General features: G+C 33.1%; 25 protein-coding genes. 11 read left to right on the top strand and 14 right to left on the bottom strand.

Annotation, left to right across the window (positions count from 1 at the left end; all coding sequences use genetic code 11):
- The first annotated feature begins 14 nt into the window (after positions 1–14).
- Positions 15–605, top strand: coding sequence for a CDP-diacylglycerol--glycerol-3-phosphate 3-phosphatidyltransferase (gene pgsA / locus VLB80_02375; GenBank protein HSC25043.1), 591 nt, complete (start codon positions 15–17; stop codon positions 603–605).
- A 177-nt stretch (positions 606–782) separates the two neighbouring features.
- Here pgsA and VLB80_02370 read toward each other — a convergent pair whose 3' ends face one another.
- Positions 783–1,607, bottom strand: a complete 825-nt coding sequence (locus VLB80_02370) for a hypothetical protein (protein ID HSC25042.1) — start codon at positions 1,605–1,607, stop codon at positions 783–785.
- A 153-nt stretch (positions 1,608–1,760) separates the two neighbouring features.
- Between VLB80_02370 and VLB80_02365 the strand changes: the two genes are divergently transcribed.
- Both VLB80_02365 and VLB80_02360 read left to right on the top strand, forming a co-directional pair.
- Positions 1,761–2,327, top strand: coding sequence for a glycerol-3-phosphate acyltransferase (locus VLB80_02365; protein HSC25041.1), 567 nt, complete (start codon positions 1,761–1,763; stop codon positions 2,325–2,327).
- Positions 2,328–2,425: 98 nt separating this feature from the next.
- Positions 2,426–4,165 (top strand): ATP-dependent DNA ligase, encoded by a 1,740-nt coding sequence (locus VLB80_02360; GenBank protein HSC25040.1) that lies wholly within the window; start codon positions 2,426–2,428, stop codon positions 4,163–4,165.
- Between the two features lie 105 nt (positions 4,166–4,270).
- On the opposite strand, the gene VLB80_02355 is transcribed toward VLB80_02360, so the two are convergent.
- The 8 genes from VLB80_02355 to VLB80_02320 all read right to left on the bottom strand — a co-directional run bounded on the left by VLB80_02355 (position 4,271) and on the right by VLB80_02320 (position 9,413).
- Positions 4,271–4,597 carry a hypothetical protein gene (locus VLB80_02355; protein HSC25039.1) on the bottom strand — a complete coding sequence of 109 codons (327 nt, stop codon included), beginning with the start codon at positions 4,595–4,597 and terminating at the stop codon, positions 4,271–4,273.
- A 191-nt stretch (positions 4,598–4,788) separates the two neighbouring features.
- Positions 4,789–5,211 (bottom strand): hypothetical protein, encoded by a 423-nt coding sequence (locus VLB80_02350; protein HSC25038.1) that lies wholly within the window; start codon positions 5,209–5,211, stop codon positions 4,789–4,791.
- Between the two features lie 83 nt (positions 5,212–5,294).
- A complete protein-coding gene (locus tag VLB80_02345) occupies positions 5,295–5,723 on the bottom strand; it encodes a hypothetical protein (GenBank protein ID HSC25037.1) in 429 nt (142 codons plus the stop codon).
- A 159-nt stretch (positions 5,724–5,882) separates the two neighbouring features.
- The gene (locus VLB80_02340; GenBank protein HSC25036.1) at positions 5,883–6,398 is read right to left on the bottom strand and encodes a hypothetical protein; all 516 of its coding nucleotides are present in this window, start codon (positions 6,396–6,398) and stop codon (positions 5,883–5,885) included.
- A gap of 45 nt (positions 6,399–6,443) precedes the next feature.
- The gene (locus VLB80_02335; protein ID HSC25035.1) at positions 6,444–7,334 is read right to left on the bottom strand and encodes a DUF58 domain-containing protein; all 891 of its coding nucleotides are present in this window, start codon (positions 7,332–7,334) and stop codon (positions 6,444–6,446) included.
- A 17-nt stretch (positions 7,335–7,351) separates the two neighbouring features.
- A complete protein-coding gene (locus tag VLB80_02330; GenBank protein HSC25034.1) occupies positions 7,352–7,708 on the bottom strand; it encodes a hypothetical protein in 357 nt (118 codons plus the stop codon).
- Complete coding sequence (gene serS, locus VLB80_02325) at positions 7,708–8,943, bottom strand: serine--tRNA ligase (GenBank protein ID HSC25033.1); 1,236 nt, start codon at positions 8,941–8,943, stop codon at positions 7,708–7,710. The genes VLB80_02330 and serS overlap by 1 nt, the downstream gene beginning before the upstream one ends.
- A gap of 182 nt (positions 8,944–9,125) precedes the next feature.
- Entirely contained in the window at positions 9,126–9,413 is a 288-nt protein-coding gene (locus VLB80_02320) for an HU family DNA-binding protein (GenBank protein ID HSC25032.1), read from the bottom strand.
- Positions 9,414–9,617: 204 nt separating this feature from the next.
- On the opposite strand from VLB80_02320, the gene VLB80_02315 reads away from it, so the two are divergent.
- The 5 genes from VLB80_02315 to VLB80_02295 all read left to right on the top strand — a co-directional run bounded on the left by VLB80_02315 (position 9,618) and on the right by VLB80_02295 (position 13,815).
- Complete coding sequence (locus VLB80_02315) at positions 9,618–10,451, top strand: TatD family hydrolase (GenBank protein HSC25031.1); 834 nt, start codon at positions 9,618–9,620, stop codon at positions 10,449–10,451.
- 15 nt (positions 10,452–10,466) lie between these two features.
- On the top strand, positions 10,467–10,952 hold the full coding sequence (locus VLB80_02310; protein ID HSC25030.1) for a prolyl-tRNA synthetase associated domain-containing protein: 486 nt from the start codon (positions 10,467–10,469) through the stop codon (positions 10,950–10,952).
- Positions 10,953–11,385: 433 nt separating this feature from the next.
- The gene (locus tag VLB80_02305) at positions 11,386–11,814 is read left to right on the top strand and encodes a DUF1398 family protein (GenBank protein ID HSC25029.1); all 429 of its coding nucleotides are present in this window, start codon (positions 11,386–11,388) and stop codon (positions 11,812–11,814) included.
- A gap of 185 nt (positions 11,815–11,999) precedes the next feature.
- Entirely contained in the window at positions 12,000–12,338 is a 339-nt protein-coding gene (locus tag VLB80_02300) for a tRNA-binding protein (protein ID HSC25028.1), read from the top strand.
- A 79-nt stretch (positions 12,339–12,417) separates the two neighbouring features.
- Positions 12,418–13,815, top strand: a complete 1,398-nt coding sequence (locus VLB80_02295) for a sodium/proline symporter (protein HSC25027.1) — start codon at positions 12,418–12,420, stop codon at positions 13,813–13,815.
- Between the two features lie 161 nt (positions 13,816–13,976).
- Here VLB80_02295 and VLB80_02290 read toward each other — a convergent pair whose 3' ends face one another.
- Together VLB80_02290 and VLB80_02285 are read right to left on the bottom strand one after the other, a co-directional pair.
- Positions 13,977–14,411 carry an HI0074 family nucleotidyltransferase substrate-binding subunit gene (locus VLB80_02290; GenBank protein ID HSC25026.1) on the bottom strand — a complete coding sequence of 145 codons (435 nt, stop codon included), beginning with the start codon at positions 14,409–14,411 and terminating at the stop codon, positions 13,977–13,979.
- Entirely contained in the window at positions 14,399–14,692 is a 294-nt protein-coding gene (locus VLB80_02285; protein HSC25025.1) for a nucleotidyltransferase domain-containing protein, read from the bottom strand. The genes VLB80_02290 and VLB80_02285 overlap by 13 nt, the downstream gene beginning before the upstream one ends.
- A 203-nt stretch (positions 14,693–14,895) precedes the next feature.
- Between VLB80_02285 and VLB80_02280 the strand changes: the two genes are divergently transcribed.
- Complete coding sequence (locus tag VLB80_02280) at positions 14,896–15,852, top strand: hypothetical protein (protein ID HSC25024.1); 957 nt, start codon at positions 14,896–14,898, stop codon at positions 15,850–15,852.
- A gap of 26 nt (positions 15,853–15,878) precedes the next feature.
- On the opposite strand, the gene VLB80_02275 is transcribed toward VLB80_02280, so the two are convergent.
- The gene (locus VLB80_02275; protein HSC25023.1) at positions 15,879–16,403 is read right to left on the bottom strand and encodes a metal-dependent hydrolase; all 525 of its coding nucleotides are present in this window, start codon (positions 16,401–16,403) and stop codon (positions 15,879–15,881) included.
- Positions 16,404–16,494: 91 nt separating this feature from the next.
- Here VLB80_02275 and VLB80_02270 point away from each other — a divergent pair, with 91 nt between their 5' ends.
- Together VLB80_02270 and VLB80_02265 are read left to right on the top strand one after the other, a co-directional pair.
- Positions 16,495–17,349, top strand: a complete 855-nt coding sequence (locus VLB80_02270) for a hypothetical protein (GenBank protein HSC25022.1) — start codon at positions 16,495–16,497, stop codon at positions 17,347–17,349.
- Positions 17,346–18,101 carry an ATP-binding cassette domain-containing protein gene (locus tag VLB80_02265; GenBank protein HSC25021.1) on the top strand — a complete coding sequence of 252 codons (756 nt, stop codon included), beginning with the start codon at positions 17,346–17,348 and terminating at the stop codon, positions 18,099–18,101. The genes VLB80_02270 and VLB80_02265 overlap by 4 nt, the downstream gene beginning before the upstream one ends.
- Positions 18,102–18,173: 72 nt before the next feature.
- On the opposite strand, the gene VLB80_02260 is transcribed toward VLB80_02265, so the two are convergent.
- Positions 18,174–19,823 (bottom strand): hypothetical protein, encoded by a 1,650-nt coding sequence (locus VLB80_02260; GenBank protein HSC25020.1) that lies wholly within the window; start codon positions 19,821–19,823, stop codon positions 18,174–18,176.
- Positions 19,824–20,152: 329 nt separating this feature from the next.
- A partial coding sequence (locus VLB80_02255) for a hypothetical protein (GenBank protein ID HSC25019.1) occupies positions 20,153–20,937 on the bottom strand: 785 nt, incomplete at its 5' end.

Genomic DNA, 20,937 nt, shown 5'->3' with positions numbered 1-20,937 from the left:
TTAAAGAATATGTTATGCATAACACAAAACTTTCTCTTCCAATGTTTCTCACTTTCATTAGATTAATAGGATCTCCTATAATTTTGCCATTTTTTTTAGTATATCTGTTGCCTTATAACATTTTTTTGCTTAATTGTTGTTTAGCGTTATTTTTTTGCTTATTCGGATTAACCGATTTTTTTGATGGTTATTTAGCACGTAAATATCAACAAGTTACTTCTACAGGAGCAATGCTTGATCATGTAGCTGATAAATTTTTACTCTATTCAACACTCATTGCATTAGTAGCTGCACATAAACTACATTTTTTTTGGGCTATTATCTGGATAGGAAGAGAATTCTTTATTATGACACTTCGTTACGTTGCCTTAGAGAATAACTATTCAATCGCTGTTTCATCCTATGGCAAACTTAAAACAATTATTCAAATTATTTGCTTAGCATGCGTTATTGCTAATCCATATTATATACTTAATGTTTCTACAACTTACTGGAACGCTGTTGAGCTGTTTCTTTTATTGCTTGCAACAGTACTATCAATTGGTAGTGCTTATAATTATTGTTCTATTTTTATGATACAACTTAAAAATAGAAAAAATTTATAGTGTTTTTCTTTTTAATTACTGCATGATTGGATGGTATAATCACCGGTTTAGATACTACGTTGATTAGTAAATTAACATCAAACTTCAAAGAAAATTCTAATATGGTTATTTCTTATATCAAGAATAAAGCTTATAAATTTTTTACATTTATAAGCTTTATAATTTTGTTTAAGTTCTTTATACTATCTTTATATTCTTTAACTGTTCTTTCATAACCTTTATTTTCTCAGTCAAAAGAGCTTGATATGCTTCAAATTCAGATCGCTTTTTTACAAATAAGTGTATAGTAAAAAGAGGATCTTGATATTCCTTTATAAAGTCAATAATTGCTGATACCGCTACTGGTGATGCTTTACCACGAGGAAAGCCAACAGACGTACTTAATGCAGGTACAATAATATTTTCTTTTTCACCTTTAATCAATGCTATTTCTAAAACTTTCATATAGCACATTTTTAAATCACCTTCTGCCACTTTAATTGCCTCATCACCCTCATGCTCTTCATCACGATAACTATTCGGTCCTATTTGCCTCATAACTGTATAATAAAACCCTTTAGTAAACTTATGGGTGATAGAATCATATATGAGCGTTTCAGCTATACATGGCTCTATAATGGACATGTCCTCAATAGTAACTGTTTCTTTTTGAGCCTTTTTATAAAATGTATCATCATTATTATAAGGTTTATAATTATCATCATCAGATGCACTCTCATCATCGGGATTTCTAAAATAAACACGTTTATCTGTAAGGAAATACATTTGACCCACTTTATTACTATCGCCAAGAGAAGGCTCTTCCAGTGTCCTTTGTTCAGAACGACCAACAATTACTGTGGTGCCAAAACCTTTATTTTTTATGGTATTTTGACTAGAACCTTTTTCTAAAATAATTGTCGTATTACATACTTTATATATCTTTCGAGGATTTATCTTCTCCATCCCATAAAGAAATGATCCATAAGACATAACAATTATTGCTATTAGACTGTTTTTCATATTATCCCTTTTGTTAACATAGAATTCTCATTGATCATTTATACACTTATTTTACCCTCTATGTCAAAGTATTACTGCGGAAGTTTTCGAATTTAATAAAAAAAAATGATATTATTAATATGAATCATAGTAACGTAGATTAGGATAATATATATGTATATTTTTATGATAACAACTGGTATAGCCGCATATCTTATTGGAGCAATCCCCATGGGTTATCTTATCGCTCAATTAAAAGGAATTACTGATATCCGTTCTCATGGATCAGGCAATATCGGTGCAACAAATGTCTCTCGGTTACTTGGAATGCGATATTTTTTTCTCGTTTTTTTACTTGATGCTGGCAAAGCTTTTTTATTCATACACATGATACAATCCTATTTTGAACTTAATTATCTTTGTGTTTTTGCAAGCATATTACTTATTGGCAATGGCTGTTCAATATTTTTAAATGGTAATGGAGGAAAAGGTGTTGCAACCCTTTGTGGATTACTTGCTGGTTTATACCCAATGGCGATTATTTCTTCATTTAGTATTTGGTTATTCTTATTACTAGTAACCAATACAGTTGGTATAGCATCAGTCGGTTCTGCTCTATGTTTACCATTATATACGTACACAATAAACTATACCTCACTCTTTCTATTTTCCCTGTTTTCTACATTATGGATTCTACGCACACATCAACTTAATATCTATGCATATTGGAAAAAATATTGACCAAAAAAATTGTCCTTCTTATTGTTATACATAGTATAATTATTGGTACATCATTAGTTTTGATAAAAAATAATTTTACAGCATCACCAAGGAACAGTATGAAATTTATTGAAGTAGCGCATAGTTTTAATGAAATTGAACCAATTTCAGGACGACTAGAAATCACTCGCCTACTCGCACAATTACTCAAAAAAGCATCTCCTCAGGAAGCGGAAATTATCACTTCACTTTCACTTGGACAATTACATCCACCACATATCGGCACACAATTTAATATTGCTGAAAAAAATTTACTCAAAGCAATCGCTCAGTTTTTAAATACGTCCCCCGATACAATAAAAAAAGAACTAAAACATATCGGAGATATTGGTCTTATATTCAATGAATACACCTGGAATAATACCGCACAATTATCTGTTACGGATGTCTATCACGCATTATGTAAACTTGAAAAAATGAGCGGTACCGGTTCTCAAGAAGAAAAAATAATTTTTTTATCTGACTTATTTAATCAATTAGATCCCTTATCTGCAAAATTTATTGCGCGCATTATCATTGGAAAATTACGTCTTGGATTTTCTGATATGACAATTATTGATGCATTGTCATGGATGGAAACTGGAAATAAATCAATACGATCTGATTTAGAACATGCTTATAATATGTGCGCAGACATTGGCCTTATTGCAAAAATATTAAAGGAAAACGGAATCACTGCAATCAAACATATGAGTATTAAAGTTGGCACTCCTATCCTACCTGCAGCAGCAGAGCGATTACCAACGGCACAAGCTATTTTTAAAAAACTACATACCTGTTATGCTGAACCAAAACTTGATGGTTTTCGCTTACAAATACATGTTGATAACACAACAAATACACCAAAAATTAATTTTTTTTCACGTAATCTACAAAATATGTCAGCAATGTTTCCTGACATAACTAAAGAATTGTTAAAACTGAATGTTAAGAATCTCATCTGTGAAGGTGAAGCGATTGGCTACGATCCCAACACCAATGGTTTTTTACCATTTCAAGAAACAGTAAAACGCAAACGAAAACACGGCATAGAACAAGCTGCTACTGAATTCCCTTTGCAACTGTTTTTATTTGATTTACTTTATCTTAATGACCAAAGTTATCTTAATATACCTTACATTAAACGGCATCAGCAATTAGAAAAATTACTGCACAATGTAAAATCTGAACATATCTTTATTATTGAACACAAAGAAATACATACCGCCAAATCACTTGAAGATTATTTTTTTGCTACGGTCGCGACAGGGCTCGAAGGACTTGTAGTAAAACGACCTGAGGCACCATATCAACCAGGAAAACGTAACTTTAATTGGATAAAACTAAAACGCCAAGAAGAAGGCCATCTAGAAGATACCATTGATTGTGTAGTCCTTGGTTACTATGCAGGTAAAGGAAAACGCACACATTTTGGTATTGGTGCATTCTTAGTAGGGGTTTTCAATAAAGAACTGGATATGTTTCAAACAGTGGCTAAAATTGGTACCGGTATGACTGATTCTGAATGGCGTGAATTAAAGAAGAAATGTGATTCATTAACAGTTGCGGAGAAACCAAAAAATATTCAATGCGCTAAAGAACTTATTCCCGACAAATGGGTAACACCGGATATCGTCTGTCGCGTACGAGCTGATGAAATTACCCTGTCCCCACTACATAGCGCTGGTAAAACCGAAAAAAATCTTGGTTATGCATTACGATTTCCACGATTCATGGATTATCGTTTTGATAAAGGTGCTGAAGAAGCAACAACTGATGATGAAATCAAACGATTATATGAAGATCAATTTATAAAATAATTTTACTCATGAATGTTTACATTCACAAACACAAACAGCCTGCTACAAACTATTAGTAACAGGCTATCTTTATTGAACATCAACTGTATCATTCTTATTCTTAGATTACTTTTTAACGATAAGTCCAACAGGCATAAAAAGCATGAAAGATATTCCACTAATCCCACCTACTATCGCTCCTGATGTTCCACCAATTACGGTTCCTGCTACAGCTCCTGTAATCCCACCTATTCTACCTAATTTTATTCCATATTTACTACCAGCTATTGCTCCTTTTCGTGCTGCAATCGCACATCCTGCTACTGAACTCATCAATCCTCCTCCTAAGCAGAAAGCCACCACAGGTGATACTATTTTACCTTGTGCAAATACACTACTGGTAAAAACTGTATTAATCATCAGCGCTGAAAATATTATATATTTCATGTTCATAAAAACACCTTATATTTATATAGATTTTGAGGCAATTTACACACCATATAAATCTATTTGAAATTTATAACTTAGTCAAATAGGCGAGAATCATACCTTTTTTCTATTTATAAAGTAACATAAAAAACACCTCGCTAAGTTTATTAGCGAGGTGTTTTATTAATAATTCAGAGCAAACCATTACAAAGAATTTATTGCTTCAAATTGTTCTCTTCTTCATAAACATAGGGCTCAGACTTTCTTCCAAAAGCTTCCATATGCCATGTTTGATATTCTGTCGTTGTGGTTGCAGCATTACATAACGGTAATCGTTCAGCATTTAGTTGAGTTAAAATTTCTTCCATCAACTTAGCTTCTTCGCAACTATAGACTGAATTGTTTTCTTTACAGTTTTTTTGAGCAACGGAATGAATTGTACGAATAGTACGTTCTCTTTCATCAAGTTGCATCAATTCTTTATATTGCCATGTTCCTTCAGCTGCGCGTCGTTGTTGCATATGAGCAGCCTCTTGTCTAGCCTCTCGCTGCTTTTTAGTAAAAAAAGCATCCATATTAGCACTCAAAAAACTACCAACTGCCAATAATGCAACCAAGGATATATTTTTCCTAGTCATAACTGCATCCTTTCTAAATAAAATATATTATATTAATACTTTTAATTCTTCTTACTATTACAACTAACTCAATAATTATTAAATCAGCACTTACCATAAATCATATCACAAATAGAAAATAAGTCAAATAGCATAAAAATGCTTCTAAAAATACTTAATTTTAATGTTATTTTTTTGATCTCATTATGTAATGCTTTAAATATAACTAACCCGGTATATCCAGCTACCGCTCCAACTGCTCCACCACCTACCACACCTATCACTCCGCCTGCTAGAGCTCCTGCTGGTCCTGCAATGGATCCTAACCTTGCGCCATAGGTAGCTCCAAGAGCAGCTCCTTTTTGTCCTACAACTATGCATCCTGCTGTTGCACCTGCTGTCCCTACTACTATCACTGACGCTGCTTTATCAAGGAAATCTAGAGACATTAGAGGAACTTCTGCTACCATAACTGAACTCGCAAAAACCGCACTGATCATAAATGCCGAAAGCATTATATATTTCATGTTCATAAAAAAAATATCTTATATTTATATAGATTTTGAGGCAATTTACCTTTAATATAAATCTATTTGAAATTTATAATTTTGTCAAATAGGCGAGAATTCTACTTTGTTATTCTTGTCAATAAAAAGTATCTATTTTTTGCTATTTATTGCAAAAAATATTAGCTATTTTCTTACTGGAATGGTTCGGGTGATTATTGCAGTAGCACAAAGATAATCATGTTCGATTTGTTCTTGAGCTGCTTGAGCATTAGCAAATTTAATAATTTCGCTGCCCTGCAGTAATTTTTTGATTTCTTCAACCCCATGCAGATCTGTATAATGTTCTTGCAAATACTGAACTGCCTCATCATCAGTTTTACTCACCAAATCATAACCAAAACGATCCTGAAAATACTTTTTCAGTAAAACCGATACCGTTAAATAAAATTCTTTACCATGAGCAACGTCTACTTTTTGATCTCTTTTTAAATAACTCAACTCTAAAAGTGCTTGATCCCACAGAACTAATTTTTTTCTTTTACGATACTGCATATATTTTCTGATTAAAAAAAACGCTGAACATAACACAACCAAACATGCAAAAATTTCTACCGCCAACTGAAATTTTTGTGTTTGCCAAAACGGAACATGCCACAGCCCATAATTTTCATATAAACCAGTTTTTTCATTTAACTTCATATTTTTAACTACTCATAGTATACAAAAATTATAACAAAAATTCTTTTAATACATCATGCGACGTCTAAAAAATTTAACCATATCAGATAAATAATCATGTTTTTCTGATGATACTTCAAAAAAATCAATGCCACGTCGTTTAAATAACATATTCTGCTCATCAATACGAGTAGCTAAAAACTTTTTTACATCACCACTAGAATTATTACGCAAATCAAGCTCAACAAACTCGCCAGTTTCCATGTCTTCTACCGTAATAAAACCGACTGGTGGCATTATTTTTTCATTCACATCCAAGCAACGAACTGCAATAAGATCATATTTACAAGCAGCTTGCGCAAGATATGTATCCAACTCATCATCAATAAAATCTGAAATAAGAAATACAATCGCATCACTTTTTTTTACAGAAAGCAGGTGCTGTAATGCTTTTGATGTATCTGTTGTTGATTTTTTTGGCGCAAAGCCCAGTATACATTCAACAACACGATGTACATGATGCAAGCTACTTGCTGGCGGTATATATTCCTCAATGTTATCCGAAAACAACAAAAGTCCTACGTGGTCTTTACCATGGTGAGCAACCAATGCTAACACACTCGCAAGTTCGGTGATACGTGTATGTTTATTAGTAACGCTAGAACCAAAAATACTCGATTGTGAAACATCAACTGCCAAAAATATAGTTCTACTGCGCTCTTCAATATACTGCTTTACTAATAACTTATTGCTCCGTGCTGATGCTTTCCAATCAATAAAACGAATATCATCACCAAAACTATATTCACGAATTTGATCAAATTCAAAACCAGTTCCTTTGATAGCAGAACGACTATCTCCTACCAAGGATCCATTAAGTAAGCGCCGTGTAAAAATCTCTAGCTGTTTTATTTTATGTGCAATTTCTGGAGATATTAATTTTTTTTTCTCTACCATTTAAATCACCAATCTGATCATGTTTTACACATAATTTTTCTGAACAACTTATACTCCATTCCTATCCAAATAAAAAAAGGCATATTAAAATAAATAAAGAATGAATAATGATACCATCGAGCACCTAACAACCACAGCATAGAAATTAATATAATAATAAACAGCCTGATAAATTCATACCAAATAACTGCTTTATTCTCATGCCCCACACCAACTAATTCTGCCGGAGAACAACAAACAGTAAAAGTTTCTACAATGATCAAAGATAAAAAAAAGACTACGCTTGTATACACATCATAATAACAAGCAAAAAAAGAGTTATAAACAAGAAAAAACATAGCTCCTGCAAAAATTGGAATCATTTTTTTTCGCATTAAAACAGACCTTCTTTTTTCAAAATATCGGGAATAATAATAGTGCCATCAGACTGCTGATATGTTTCCATTAACGCTACCATTAATCGTGGTAATGCTAAAGAAGAACCATTGAGCGTATGTACTAATTGCGTTTTACCATCCGGTTTATCCTTAAACCGTATCATTCCGCGACGTGCTTGAAAATCAGTACAATTACTGATTGAAGAAACCTCTTTATATTCATTTTGGCCAGGACACCAAATTTCAATATCATACGTTTTTGCCGATGACCATGAAGCATCCTGTGCTGCTAATAACATAACACGATAATGCAGACCTAAAGCCTGTAAAATACCTTCAGCGCATGCAAGCATACGTTCATGTTCTTGCTCAGACTTTTCAGGATCACAAAGAGAAACAATTTCTACTTTTTCAAACTGACGCATTCTAATTAAACCACGCTCACTAGAACCATAACCACCACTTTCACGTCTAAAACAACTGGTGAACGCTGTCATGCGTACGGGAAGATCTTCTCTCATAAAAATATGGTCACGGTACATATTAGTTAAATTAACTTCAGATGTAGGTGTTAAAAAGAAATTATCTTCTGGAATGGCAAACACTTGGTCTCTAAATTTAGGAAAGTTACCGGTAGTTTCCAAGGATTTTTCGTTAACAAAGACAGATGGTAAAACAAAATTAAAACCATGCTTATTGTTATGCTTAAGCATAAACATAGCCAAAGAAAAAAGTAATCTAACGCCATCATCTTTATACAAAGCAACGTCAGCACCACTCACTTTTGCCGCTGTTTGAAAATCTAACCACCCAAGGCTTTCTCCTAATTCAAGATGATTTTTTAATTCGAATGAATATAGAGGCTTTTTACCAAACAAACTTACTACGCAATTCGCTTCCTTATTACCTGTGGGAACTTCATTCTGTACAATGTTAGGACAAGCAAGATAATAATGAGTAAATTCAGGTTCTAAAACGCTCAGTACTTGTTCTTTTTCTTTTAATTGATTGTTTACATCAATGGATTGTTCACGCAACTCTTGCGTTATGCCTCCACGGCCTTCTTTTGCTAACTCATTTTTACGATGACGTAATGATTCAACATCAACGCGAACTTTACGAAGCTCCTTATCCAAGCTTATTAATCGCATTACATCATAATTAGGGTCTTTTTTTTTAAGAGAAGCAATAAATAAATCAGGGTTTTCACGCAATAAGCTAAGATCAATCATATATACCTCTACATATAGAATACCTAATTTAAACAAATCTTTTATAATAATACTCAAAAACAATACTCTTGGCTATGCACAAAAGAATTTTATTTTCAAAAATGTATAAAAAAATAACAACTAAGGCGGCAATCAAGCAACCTTAGTTGTTGTGTAAAAACTTTCTTGCGAAAATTTTTTAGTTAATTTAGTCTTACTGAACGAACAACTTCACGTAAACTTTTGCCAGCTTTAAAACGAGGAATACTGATTTCAGGCAGATCGATACGTTCTTTTGTTGCTGGATTGATTCCTTTACGAGCTGGTCGGCAAGAAATCCAAAAGCTCCCAAACCCTGTAATGGAAACTTTTTCACCTTTCTTTAATGCACGGCTTACAACGCGTGTTAACGAATCAAGTACTCGAGTAACATCCATTTTACTGAATGTTGTCTCTTCACTGAGCTCATTTATTAATTCGCTCTTATTCATAAGGACTCCTCATAATGGTTAGTAAAAATGATTGAAATAAACACTGTTTCTTCACTAAAACTTTCTTTTAAAAATTTAATCTCACGATAGACTAAATAATACTACAATGCTGTAAGATATAATAATTTCAGAAAAATTTGTCAAATTTATTAACATTATTTTACAACAATTATATTCAAAAAATTATGTAATAAGGACTTTATTATGCTCATTGATACTCATTGCCACATAAATATGATGATAAAAAAAACTTTCGATACTCCTTTAGAAAAATCGGATTTACCAAACGCACAAACCATCCTAGAACAAGCACAAAAAGAGAACGTTTCTATAATTATTAATGTTGGCACACGCAGCATTGAAAATAGTAATTGCATATTACTTGCACAAACATTTAATGCCATTTTTGCAACTGTTGGTATTCATCCCAATGATTCTGATACCTGGCAAGAAGACTTTATATTGCTCAAAAAATGGTTGCTCAAAAAAACTGAAAATAAAATTGTTGGTATTGGCGAATGCGGTATTGATTTCCATTATCCTGATTACAACTTTAACCGTCAACGTGACGCATTTAAAGCGCAAATAGAACTCGCCCTTGAACACGATCTTGCACTCATTATTCATAGTCGTGACGCATATGATGAAACATTACGCATAGTAGAAGAATACAAAAATAATCTTACACGGACAGTCATGCATTGTTTCTCATACGATCAATCATTTGCAGCAACAGTAACAGATTGGCGCTTTATGCTCGGCATTGGGGGTACCATAACCTATCCAAAAAACAACATACTCCGCGACATTGTTCAATCAATTGATATAAAAAATATTGTACTAGAAACTGATGCACCATTTTTACCCCCACAAAGTATTCGTGGCAAACAAAACCATCCCAAAGAAATTGCAACAATTGCTCATTTTATTGCTGAATTACGTGGTGAGTCTTTTGAAAATATTGCTAAGCAAACCACAAAAAATGCATTAACATTATTCAATCTTCATGATGTATACATGCGCATGCATTCTAACTAATAAGGAGCCTCATGTATGATGAACATTTATATTTTTTTGAATAATCATAACATTGCTTATGAATCTTTTGACCATCCAGCAGTATTTACGTGCGAACAAGCAGAAAAATTTTGTCCAAAAATGCCAGGTAAATCCATAAAAAATATTTTTCTCTATGATAAAAAAACAAATCAACATTTTCTCATTATTGTTAGCACTGAAAAACAGATAGATCTTAAAAAACTAAAAACTATACTTGGTGCATCAAAACTGAGCTTTGCATCAGAAGAAGATCTGCAACTATATTTAGGTGTAACGCCAGGCTCAGTAACCATCTTGGGACTTATCAATGATACTACCCATACCGTTACCGTTATCTTTGATGAGATTCTTAAAGACCAAACGTTACAATGTCATCCGTTAATTAACACCAAAACAGTAACAATTCCTTTTGATGAAATAAAAAAATTCCTCAAAATCACCCAACACGCCTATCAATTTTTTGATATCCCCAAACGTTAAATCAGTGATGTATTTTTAACCATTAACTCGTTCATCGTTTTTTTGTATAATATAACCTGAGTTCGACTTAAAAAACCAATAGTATAGAGCTTTTTTTATACCTTGAAGATTTCTTTTTACGTAATTCATATGCACTTAAAGCTAAAGGAACATTTACAATCAATGATGTTGGACTACGATATCGTGAATGTTAACTATTGAGACCCTTTTTAAGTATATAATATCATTGGAAAAAAGCTTATATAACGTGAATTCGATCTAAAAAAGCTTATTCTGCTCATTTTTTAGATCGAATTCACGTTAAAATATATATTAATAAAAATTAATATGAATATTTGCGATGGCATTGCATGAGCGGTTATTTTGATTTAAAATGATACATATGTATATTGATTAATAGTTGTAATGTATTAACAAATAGAAAGATAAATTTATGGAACAAAATACCATATCACAAATAAATAATATTGCAATGGTTTTAAAACAAGCGGAAAAAGAAGGATGGCCTTATCCCGTACAATTTGAAGCTCTTAGAAATGCAGGTGTAACATCATATGAAGTTTCACCATCAACATATGATAAGACATTTTATGGACCCTTTGGTGTATGGCATATCAATTGCAATGAAGACAATCTACCTTTGACTACCGTTACAAAAAAATTTAATGAAGAACTTTTTATGAAGGCTCTTCTACAACGTAGATTCAAGGAAACAACATATATAGTTTTTTTACAAAATATCGCATTAGCCGGTATTGCACGCTATCATGTAGATATGAATAAAAGAACAGTTACTTATTTTGATACTGATGACAATGCAGCTTATGTGCAAGATATTCCTCAAGCGCCATCTCATCCATAAAAATATTTTTTTTTAAATTCCTCAAAGAGATTTTTTTATATCTCTTTGGGAAGATTAGTTTTAATACCGGGGAGTTTTCATATGCCAATCAGTTTCTTGTTGAAATGATTGACAAATAATAAAATGCTATATAACATATTATTATTTTTAAGATAAAATATTAAATTCTTCCAATAAGGACTCTTTTGAATACCGCTTCGATAACTGATTTTCAAAAGCTCGATATTCGTGTAGGGAAAATTATAGAAGTGAATAATTTTCCTGAAGCAAAAAAATCTGCTTACAAACTCCTGATTGATTTTGGCTCTGAAATTGGAATCAAAAAATCTTCTGTTCAAATAACTGAAAATTACACCAAAGAAGAACTTTTAAACACATTTGTTGTCTGTGTTGTTAATTTTCCACCTCGTCAAATTGGACCCTTTATTTCTGAAGTATTAACATTAGGGGCTCCATCACAAAACAATACTGTTGTTCTTATTCGTCCCGATCATGATATTCCGCTTGGCGGTAAACTATATTAAGAGTGTTTCACTCTCACTTTAAATAGTATTTATTGCTTTTATATCTCAAAAAATTATCTAAAAATAGCAAGGAATTTTCATGAATCTCATGATCTTTAGCTCATTTATTATCTATTTTCTTGTTCTCATCAGTATTGCTCTTTACTTTTATCGAACCGTAAAAACAGCCTCTGACTTTATAATAGGAAGCCGCTCTGTTAATTATTGGGTTACCGCCATTGCAACGCAAGCAAGCGACATGGGCGGTTGGTTGTTTCTTGGATTTCCTGCTGCAATTTATAGTCAAGGCCTCTTTGAAGCATGGACTGCTATTGGTTTAGTACTCTTCATGTTTTTAAATTGGCATTTTATTGCGCCACGATTGCGTATAATTAGTGAAAAAACAAATTCTAATACCTTATCAGCACTTTTTGAGAAACAATTCTCTGATACAACAGGACTTATTAGTTTGGTGAGCGCATTATTTACGCTAATTTTTTTCACATTTTATATAGCATCAGGCTTAGTCGGTCTTGGACGTCTTTTTGAATCGGCATTTGAAATACAGTACCATACAGGAATTGTAATTGGATTATGCACAGCTATCCTTTATACACTCATTGGCGGATTTATTGCTGCAGCATGGTGTGATCTATTTCAAGGAATTTTTTTACTCTGCATGATCATATTAGTGCCATTAGTAGCGTTGTTCAACACATCAGGAATTTCAGGAATAATAGATGCATACCAGATGCACGTTTTTCACTTTTCATTTATACAAAACATGCCTTATGGATTATTTCTTGCCGCAGGATGGGGACTTGGTTATTTTGGTCAGCCACATATTTTAGTAAATTTTATGGGCATTGATAATCCAAAAAAAATTAGTTCTGCAAAAATTGTTGGGCTTACTTGGCAAATCATTGTACTTTCTGCATCAATTGCCATTGGGCTCATCGCTCTCACCTTTTTTTCAACACCAGTGGCAAATCCAGAACTAATTTACATTCTGATGACAAAATCATTATTTAATCCATTTATCGCCGGAATGGCACTCTGTGCAATTTTAGCAGCAGTACTTTCTACTATGGATAGACATATTCTTATTTCCGGTTCTGTTATTGCATCAGACTTATATCATAAAATAATTAACCCTCAGGCATCATCGCAACATATCCTGTTCATTACGCGTATCGCCTCCATTTTTGTTTCATTATGCGCATTATATATCGCTTGGACAGGAAGCTCAACCATTTATGGCCTTGTGCAATATGCATGGTCAGGATTGGGTAGTGCCTTTGGCCCACTTGTTATCGCCGCTCTCTATAAAAACAAAAACATTACCAACTATGGCGCTCTTGCAGGATTAATTATTGGTGGAACAACAGCAGGGTTATGGCCATATATAAATAGTGATATTGCACCACTCATTCCAGGATTTGCTTCAAACGTTATTACTATGTATTGTGTTTCATTAGTAACAAAAGAAACAACTTGAATTCTAATTTTACAATAAATTAGCGCACATTTATCTTTATGATTTTTCTATAAAGAAAATCATAAAGATAAATTGCCTAGCAATAAACAAAACAAACCTTATTTTACTAAAAAAATTATCGACTACCACCACATTTGAAATTGATAAAAATTTTTACTAAGTTACTTTTTGATTGTATCGGGTGATGTTTGCATTATAATTGCATGCATCACTTGATAATATTCTGAAACTTTTTCTGACATTTCATTTGCCAAATCGACATCATAGGTATGCGTTGTTAAATTTCTACTTTTTATCATATTAAATAATAACTGCTCTTTATCTACATTTGTTATGCCATACTGAAAACATAAATCAAAAACTTTACGTGGCGAATCTGCATACGCTCCTTGCGAAACGCCAACATATTCACGTAAATATTTCCATAATAAATCATAGCTGAGTTCAAATCTTTTAATAATAGAATCACGAAAAGCTTCTCGTATCACTATGTCAACTTTTGGATTATCTTTTGTCTCATCATAACAATCTATTGCTACTTTAAACGCATCCAATAATCGAACAATCGCTTTATATTTAGCTTTTAAGCTTTCCATACAATACCATCCTTAAGAATTTGTTGCTTCATACTTTCAGAAGCACGCCAAACATCAATAACATCAATTTTTTGCGGAATATTAAGTCCAGCAAGAACACCATCCGCAATTGCCCACTCATCAATCTCCAACTTTCTTCCTATATCAATGGCAATATCAATATCAGAACGCTCTGTGTGAGTGCCACGCGCACGAGAACCAAAAAGATAAATTTTTGATGTTGGAAACAAAACAGTCAATAATTTAATGATCAAATCTTGCTTAGGAACATTACTTACCATATATAACCCATAATATTATCAAAAAATAAAATAATCTTTTTATGGTCATTATAACGATTCATTCAAGAAATAGCCATTGACAAAAAAATATAACTACTGTGCCATTTGACAATCAATTATATTAATTTTCAGAATTGCCAATCTATTTAAAAAATGATAATTTGCTCCTAATCTTTAAACTATATCAACCAAGGAACTGCTTCATGAAAGCATTACAAATAATTATCATTGTAAGCATGACAACAATTTTTTCTTTACATTCAATGATTATTATTCCACGAAAGACATTGCCTCATTTACCTCTTGTTACAAAAATAAACAACTCTAGTTTTCAATACTGCTCAACAAACAAAAAAACAAAAACCTTGTTGGAAAAAACTGTACTAAATAGAAACGTGGTTGCCAGCACTATCAATGTAGCCGCTACAGTTGCTTCAGGCAGCCCTCTATTTTTATTACCAATGATTCCCCAAATTTTGTACGAAGTCTCTAAACATTCATGCCCACAAAGCGGTGAACAAATACCATTGGAAAAAGATCTTAAATTGTTTATGCAAACGAAGAAAACAATTATTAAAGAAATGGAAACAATCAATGAAAAAATTCAAGAAATAAATCCTCTAAAAAACAAATTCGCCCTCACTTGTTATGATTTTTTAGATCCCGATCATCAAAACAAAGTTGACAAACTAGTGAAGGACAACATTAATTTGAACAATAATCTTAGTAAAATAACTTTAACTTTTTTTAAAACATATAAGAATACTGATCTATTACAATACCTGGAAGATAACAAAAATTACATAAATTTATATAAACAATATAAAATACTTACTAACGTATGTTTATTTACCTCACTACCTTTTGCTTATATGCCATGGTCGGTAACAACACCGAATGGAAATATCATATTGGCACTTTTGATATTATTCGAACAATGTGTAATCTCATTTGGAATTATTGAGAAGTTGCCTCATCCTGCTGGACTGCTTGCCGTCTCTTCACTTATCTTAAGCACAGGAATAATTTATAAAAATTTTATTCATCTAGAGAAAGCTGAGAAAAAATGTCAAATTCTCGACTTCGCTACAGAAATATTAAAAAACAGACAAGCACAAAAATTAATTGAAAGTACAAACAAAAATCAAATTAACGAATAACAAAATTGTCTTGAAAATATTTTCAACTACCATCGCTTACTGCGACGAGTTAGTAAGCGACGTATCATGTGACGTGTTCCAAAATCAAGCCAAAGGTGTGAAAGCGCACCAACAATAAAAAATACACTATCAAAAAAAATTTGTGTTGATATTTTTGGCATAAAAATGCTTATCACAATCCAAAAAATCATTGGTGCTGCAATAACAAACCCTGGACTATGAAAAATTCCACGATGGCGAACCAACAGAGGAGAAAGAATAATAAAACTACAACACGCTAACATTTCAAATCGCTGTCTCAGTGTCAAAATAATAAAAAACAAAAAAACAATATAATAAAAATATTTTTGACCCTTACTTTTAATATCAATATCAGGAAATAAAGAACCTGCTAATGTAAATAATAACCATTCGCATGCAGTCATTAATGATGGTTTAGTAAAGCCAACCACTACTCCAAAAAAAAGTATCCCAAAAACTATCACTCCACCCGCCAAATGACCTTTATAACCTGGCATTATAGTACTATTCTTTTTTTCATGTTTTTTCACAACTATATCTTTTATTTTCTCATATATACAATTATTTGTTATAATAGTCATAAGAACATATTTTTGAAGAATCTGATATAAGGAAATACAAATGATTTCTGAATGGCTAATTATCCAAGGAATTATTGAACGCGGCCTTATTTTTTCCATTAGTGTTATGGCAATTTATCTCACTTCTCGTATTATTCGTTTTGATGATCTTTCTGTCGAAGGAAGCTTTGGTCTCGGCGGTGCGCTTATGGCACTCTTATTAACCAACAATATACATTGGCTACTATCATTTCCTCTAGTGATATTTGCAGGAGCAATTGCCGGACTTGCAACAGGGCTACTGCACACTAAACTTAAATTAAATAACCTTATTAGCGGTATCGTTGTGACAACTGCATTGTTTTCTATAAATCTTAAAATTGCCGGCTCAAATATGATTGTGGGAAATAAAGCAACAATTTTTGATAGTATTACTGGCATAGGACACATGAAAATAATTATGCTAGCGCCTATTGCATTCTCAGTACTGATGATCATCAAATGGTTATTAAATACCGAATGTGGATTTTTATTTAAAGCAGTTGGCGACAATCCACAAATGTTAACAAATCTAGGTAAAAATGCACATATATATATTATTGCAACATTAATGCTAGCCAATGCACTTACCGCATGCGCAGGCGGACTTTTTGTACACTATGTAAGTTATTTTTCAATATGGTCAAGTGTTGGTATTTTAATTATCGCACTTGCAGGACTTATTATCTCTGAAACGTTTAATCGAACATTTGGGTTTAATATTTTAATTGGGGCAATACTCTATCAAGCAATTATTGCGGCAACTTTCGAATTTAATGTTGATCCAGAATGGAATAAACTTATTACGGCACTTCTTATTATTGTAATGATTACACTAAAAAAACAATCCGGATTTATTACTCAAAGGCAATCATGATAAAATTTGAAAATGTTTCCGTAACAATCAATAACAAACAAATTCTCAAAAATATTTCTTGCACAATCAACACTGGTGATTTTATTGTTATTGTTGGCCCAAATGGCGCGGGAAAAAGTACTTTTTTTGATATGATTAGTGGCAAACGTATACCAACAAACGGAAAAATTTTACTTGATGATACTGATATTACTCATCTCAGCGAACAACACCGCGCAACACTCATCAGCAGATTATTTCAAAACCCTCAACTTAATGGCGTTGCATCAATGACTGTTGCTCAAAATTTGGCATTAAGTAATTATAAAAGTAAAAGAGTAAGCTTATGCAATGGCATGAAAAAATTCCCCGCAAATCTTGCCAATGAACTTAACAAACTAAATCTAGGATCAGAAAAAATATTAAACACCCCCATGAAAGATCTTTCAGGTGGTCAACGCCAACTACTTGCATTTATCATGGCAACTATTTTACCACCACGCCTTTTTATGCTCGACGAACCCACAGCTGCCCTCGATCCGCAATCAGCAACAAACTTGTTACAATTTGCTGTAAAATTTATTAATGAACACTCTCTGACAACGCTTTTAATCACTCATGATCCTGAGCTTGCACTTGCTATTGGTAAAAAAATATGGATCTTGGAAAATGGTCAAATCACCAAACAATTTGACACACACGATGTCATAAGGCTTTCTGCAGCAGATTTAATTGGGCATATTGATTATAAAAACCTAATGAAAAGTAACTAAAATAAGGGGCCTATGGACTCTTATACATGCTAATGTTAACAAAATACGATCTATATAAGGATAATAGAAGCTTTAACGCCAAAAACCTCGCGCTTCCATTACACTTTCAATCATATCTAGTTCATTAGAAACTTTAAACAACTCTGGGCCATTTTTTTCATTTATCAATTGCTCTCTTCGACTCTTCGCTTTTTCCCATATGTGCTCTAAATCGCTATTAGTTAATGATTCAAGATAATCTTTATCCATTACTTTTTCTAATTTCTGTACAAATTTTTCTCCATTTTCTTCCGGAGTTGAATTTTTTTCATGTATGTTTTTTTCAATTATTGACTCATCCAACCTTTGCTCAGCCGAGTCATTTTCCCTGTCTTCTTTAGCCAATTCCGGTGGCCCTGCTATAGCTTTAAATCTTTCTTGTTCAGCAGCAGCTAGATCTTCTTGTTCCTGCATATACTGATCTTCCATCAGCATAAATGCTTTATCTTGTTCTCGTGCTTTTGCTTTCTCTGCTATTGCCACATCTGCTTGTTGTTGAGCCATCAGACGTGCTTGTTCAGCAGCAGCTAGCGCTTCTTGTTCCTGCATATACTGATCTTCCATCAGCATAAATTCTTTTTCTTGTTCTCGTGTCTTTGCTTTCTCTGCTATTGCCACATCTGCTTGTTGTTGAGCCATCAGACGTGCTTGTTCAGCAACAGCATTTTTTATAGCTTCTTCTTGTTTATGCTCAGCAGCTAATCGCGCTTCTTGCTCAAGCGCAGCTTGCGCTTGCTGCTCACGTTCTAATTTCTGCTGCACATACTGCTCTTTTTCTTGTACCCACTGTAATTCTTCCTGCTGTTTATTAATCCCATGCTCTTCTTTTTCTAAATTTTGTTGTATTAATGGTAAATTCTTTGGAGTTTGATTCACGGATGTTATTGTATTTTCTTTAGGCTCTTGTAGAAATCCCTGAGGAGCTTCAGGCATAAATAATTTATTAGCAAGCAACAAACCTGCAGCAACCAAAGCAGTTCCGCCAAGAACCGCTCCAATAATAACCTTTTTTTGCGTACTCATTACTTCACCAGTAATAAGCCGCTGATTATATATTTCAGCATCAAGCAAAGCGATACATAGATCATAACGTTTTTTTGACTCAACTTTTTGATTAACAGTAAGTCCTGATTCTTTATATCGTGTCAATAATTCATACTCAGTTTTAAGTTCCTTTTTTTGCTTCTCTAATCCATTAATAATATCCTGAGCTATTTTTCTTTGATCTTGTGATGGTCCAAATTGGAATGCATTAGCAATGACTGAAGCTGCTTTACCAAAATAACCTTCTTGCAAAGTCCATGTTTTATCTTTTTCTTCTTTAGTTAACTTTTCTACTTTAGTTAACTTTTCTAATTGTTGTTTCTTGGTGACGATAAAAACATTTTTTTCCTTGATTATTTCTGCGATTATTGCTGCCGGCAAATCCGGTATATCGTGACCAGGTTCAGGTATAGGTTTTTCATCCTTTAAAAGAAATAAACGTTCGCGAGCTTTATTCATAGCTTCTTCTGCTTGTTTAATTTCTTTGTCAATTAATATTGCTACGGACGCAACTGTTTGCGTGGCAACGTCAACATCTTGTCCATTCGTAACCGTTACTTCACCAACCACTGCACTCGCCTGACAAGCAATCGCTACAATGAAAAACATCATTAATCGAACTAAATGTATAGATTTCATATATTTCCTATGATCCTTTAATCATTACAATAATGTATTTTAATTATATCACATCTTAATTACGATTATACCACACAGAATTTCTATTTGCAATATTGCTTCGAGATAAAAACAAAATCTATTTTTTCAAATGATATTGCTTCACACTACCTTACTTTACTTATAAAAAGAGACAACAAATAGCTTGTAATGATTACGGTAAAAACACGCTCATCATACAAATTATTTGTTGTCTTTGTTGTCTAAAGTTCAGCCTAGCCCCACATCACTTCTAAGCTTTTTTTTTATATGCATTATTTATATCAATCTCCGCTCTCCCAACATATCCATTAAAGCCCTTCCTCAACTTTGCTGTTTTCCTCAACCGCAGGAACTTCTGATTCAAAATATTTTCCAAATGTTTTGTTAAGAAACTCCTTACCTTCTTCCAATCCTTTAGAAATAGCTTGGCCAATAGAACTTTCTTGTGCAGCCTGTGAAGTATCAGAAATAAATTTTCCTACCTGCTGACGACCTTCGCTAACTTTTTGAGATACCTTTTTAACAGCTTGCTCAGCATTTTCTCGTACCACTGGTCCATATTTGCTCGTAAGGTAGTTACCTTCTTCGCCTTCAAATTCAGCTGGATATTCTCTCGTCGATTCTCTTAATGAAGTCAAACCGCTCTTAATGTCCTGTGGTAATTTTTTAATAGCCTCAGTTGATTGTGGGCCATATTCTTTTTCAAAATATTCTTCTTGTTGAGGATTCTTTCTACTTGCTTCTAGCAATGATTCAGCACCTTCTTTTAATATCTTACTTGTTGAAACACCAACTTCTTTTAACTTTTTGCTCGCCGAGGCGCCACCTTCTCTTAATTTTTTGCTTATAGGGCCGCCAACAAATTTCTCTGCTTCAGTCAATCTATCTCTATCAAGTGCTTCCTTCGTTGATTGTTTCCATTTGTTTGCAACTTGCTTAGCTGCACTAGAAATATCTTCGCCAACTATAAACGCCAAATCCTTAACATCTATTTTTTTTTGTGTTTGTGTTTGTGATGGTAAATATTTCTTTCCAACCATTCCCCCCGCAACAGTTCCTGCTAACCCAATAGCTCCCCAAAACAATTTTCTAC

The organism is Candidatus Babeliales bacterium (assembly GCA_035455925.1).
Classification (GTDB): Bacteria; Babelota; Babeliae; order Babelales; family Vermiphilaceae; genus SOIL31.
This window is presented reverse-complemented; position numbering and strand designations above follow the sequence as displayed.

Coding starts and splice junctions, on each gene's coding strand:
- VLB80_02295 (HSC25027.1), top strand. CDS start 12,418: ATGAATCTCATGATCTTTAGCTCATTTATTATCTATTTTCTTGTTCTC.
- VLB80_02270 (HSC25022.1), top strand. CDS start 16,495: ATGATTTCTGAATGGCTAATTATCCAAGGAATTATTGAACGCGGCCTT.
- VLB80_02340 (HSC25036.1), bottom strand. CDS start 6,398: ATGAAGTTAAATGAAAAAACTGGTTTATATGAAAATTATGGGCTGTGG.
- pgsA (HSC25043.1), top strand. CDS start 15: ATGCATAACACAAAACTTTCTCTTCCAATGTTTCTCACTTTCATTAGA.
- VLB80_02350 (HSC25038.1), bottom strand. CDS start 5,211: ATGACTAGGAAAAATATATCCTTGGTTGCATTATTGGCAGTTGGTAGT.
- VLB80_02345 (HSC25037.1), bottom strand. CDS start 5,723: ATGAACATGAAATATATAATGCTTTCGGCATTTATGATCAGTGCGGTT.
- VLB80_02315 (HSC25031.1), top strand. CDS start 9,618: ATGCTCATTGATACTCATTGCCACATAAATATGATGATAAAAAAAACT.
- VLB80_02370 (HSC25042.1), bottom strand. CDS start 1,607: ATGAAAAACAGTCTAATAGCAATAATTGTTATGTCTTATGGATCATTT.
- VLB80_02355 (HSC25039.1), bottom strand. CDS start 4,597: ATGAACATGAAATATATAATATTTTCAGCGCTGATGATTAATACAGTT.
- VLB80_02320 (HSC25032.1), bottom strand. CDS start 9,413: ATGAATAAGAGCGAATTAATAAATGAGCTCAGTGAAGAGACAACATTC.
- serS (HSC25033.1), bottom strand. CDS start 8,943: ATGATTGATCTTAGCTTATTGCGTGAAAACCCTGATTTATTTATTGCT.
- VLB80_02335 (HSC25035.1), bottom strand. CDS start 7,334: ATGGTAGAGAAAAAAAAATTAATATCTCCAGAAATTGCACATAAAATA.
- VLB80_02260 (HSC25020.1), bottom strand. CDS start 19,823: ATGAAATCTATACATTTAGTTCGATTAATGATGTTTTTCATTGTAGCG.
- VLB80_02265 (HSC25021.1), top strand. CDS start 17,346: ATGATAAAATTTGAAAATGTTTCCGTAACAATCAATAACAAACAAATT.
- VLB80_02305 (HSC25029.1), top strand. CDS start 11,386: ATGGAACAAAATACCATATCACAAATAAATAATATTGCAATGGTTTTA.
- VLB80_02290 (HSC25026.1), bottom strand. CDS start 14,411: ATGGAAAGCTTAAAAGCTAAATATAAAGCGATTGTTCGATTATTGGAT.
- VLB80_02360 (HSC25040.1), top strand. CDS start 2,426: ATGAAATTTATTGAAGTAGCGCATAGTTTTAATGAAATTGAACCAATT.
- VLB80_02365 (HSC25041.1), top strand. CDS start 1,761: ATGTATATTTTTATGATAACAACTGGTATAGCCGCATATCTTATTGGA.
- VLB80_02280 (HSC25024.1), top strand. CDS start 14,896: ATGAAAGCATTACAAATAATTATCATTGTAAGCATGACAACAATTTTT.
- VLB80_02330 (HSC25034.1), bottom strand. CDS start 7,708: ATGCGAAAAAAAATGATTCCAATTTTTGCAGGAGCTATGTTTTTTCTT.
- VLB80_02285 (HSC25025.1), bottom strand. CDS start 14,692: ATGGTAAGTAATGTTCCTAAGCAAGATTTGATCATTAAATTATTGACT.
- VLB80_02310 (HSC25030.1), top strand. CDS start 10,467: ATGATGAACATTTATATTTTTTTGAATAATCATAACATTGCTTATGAA.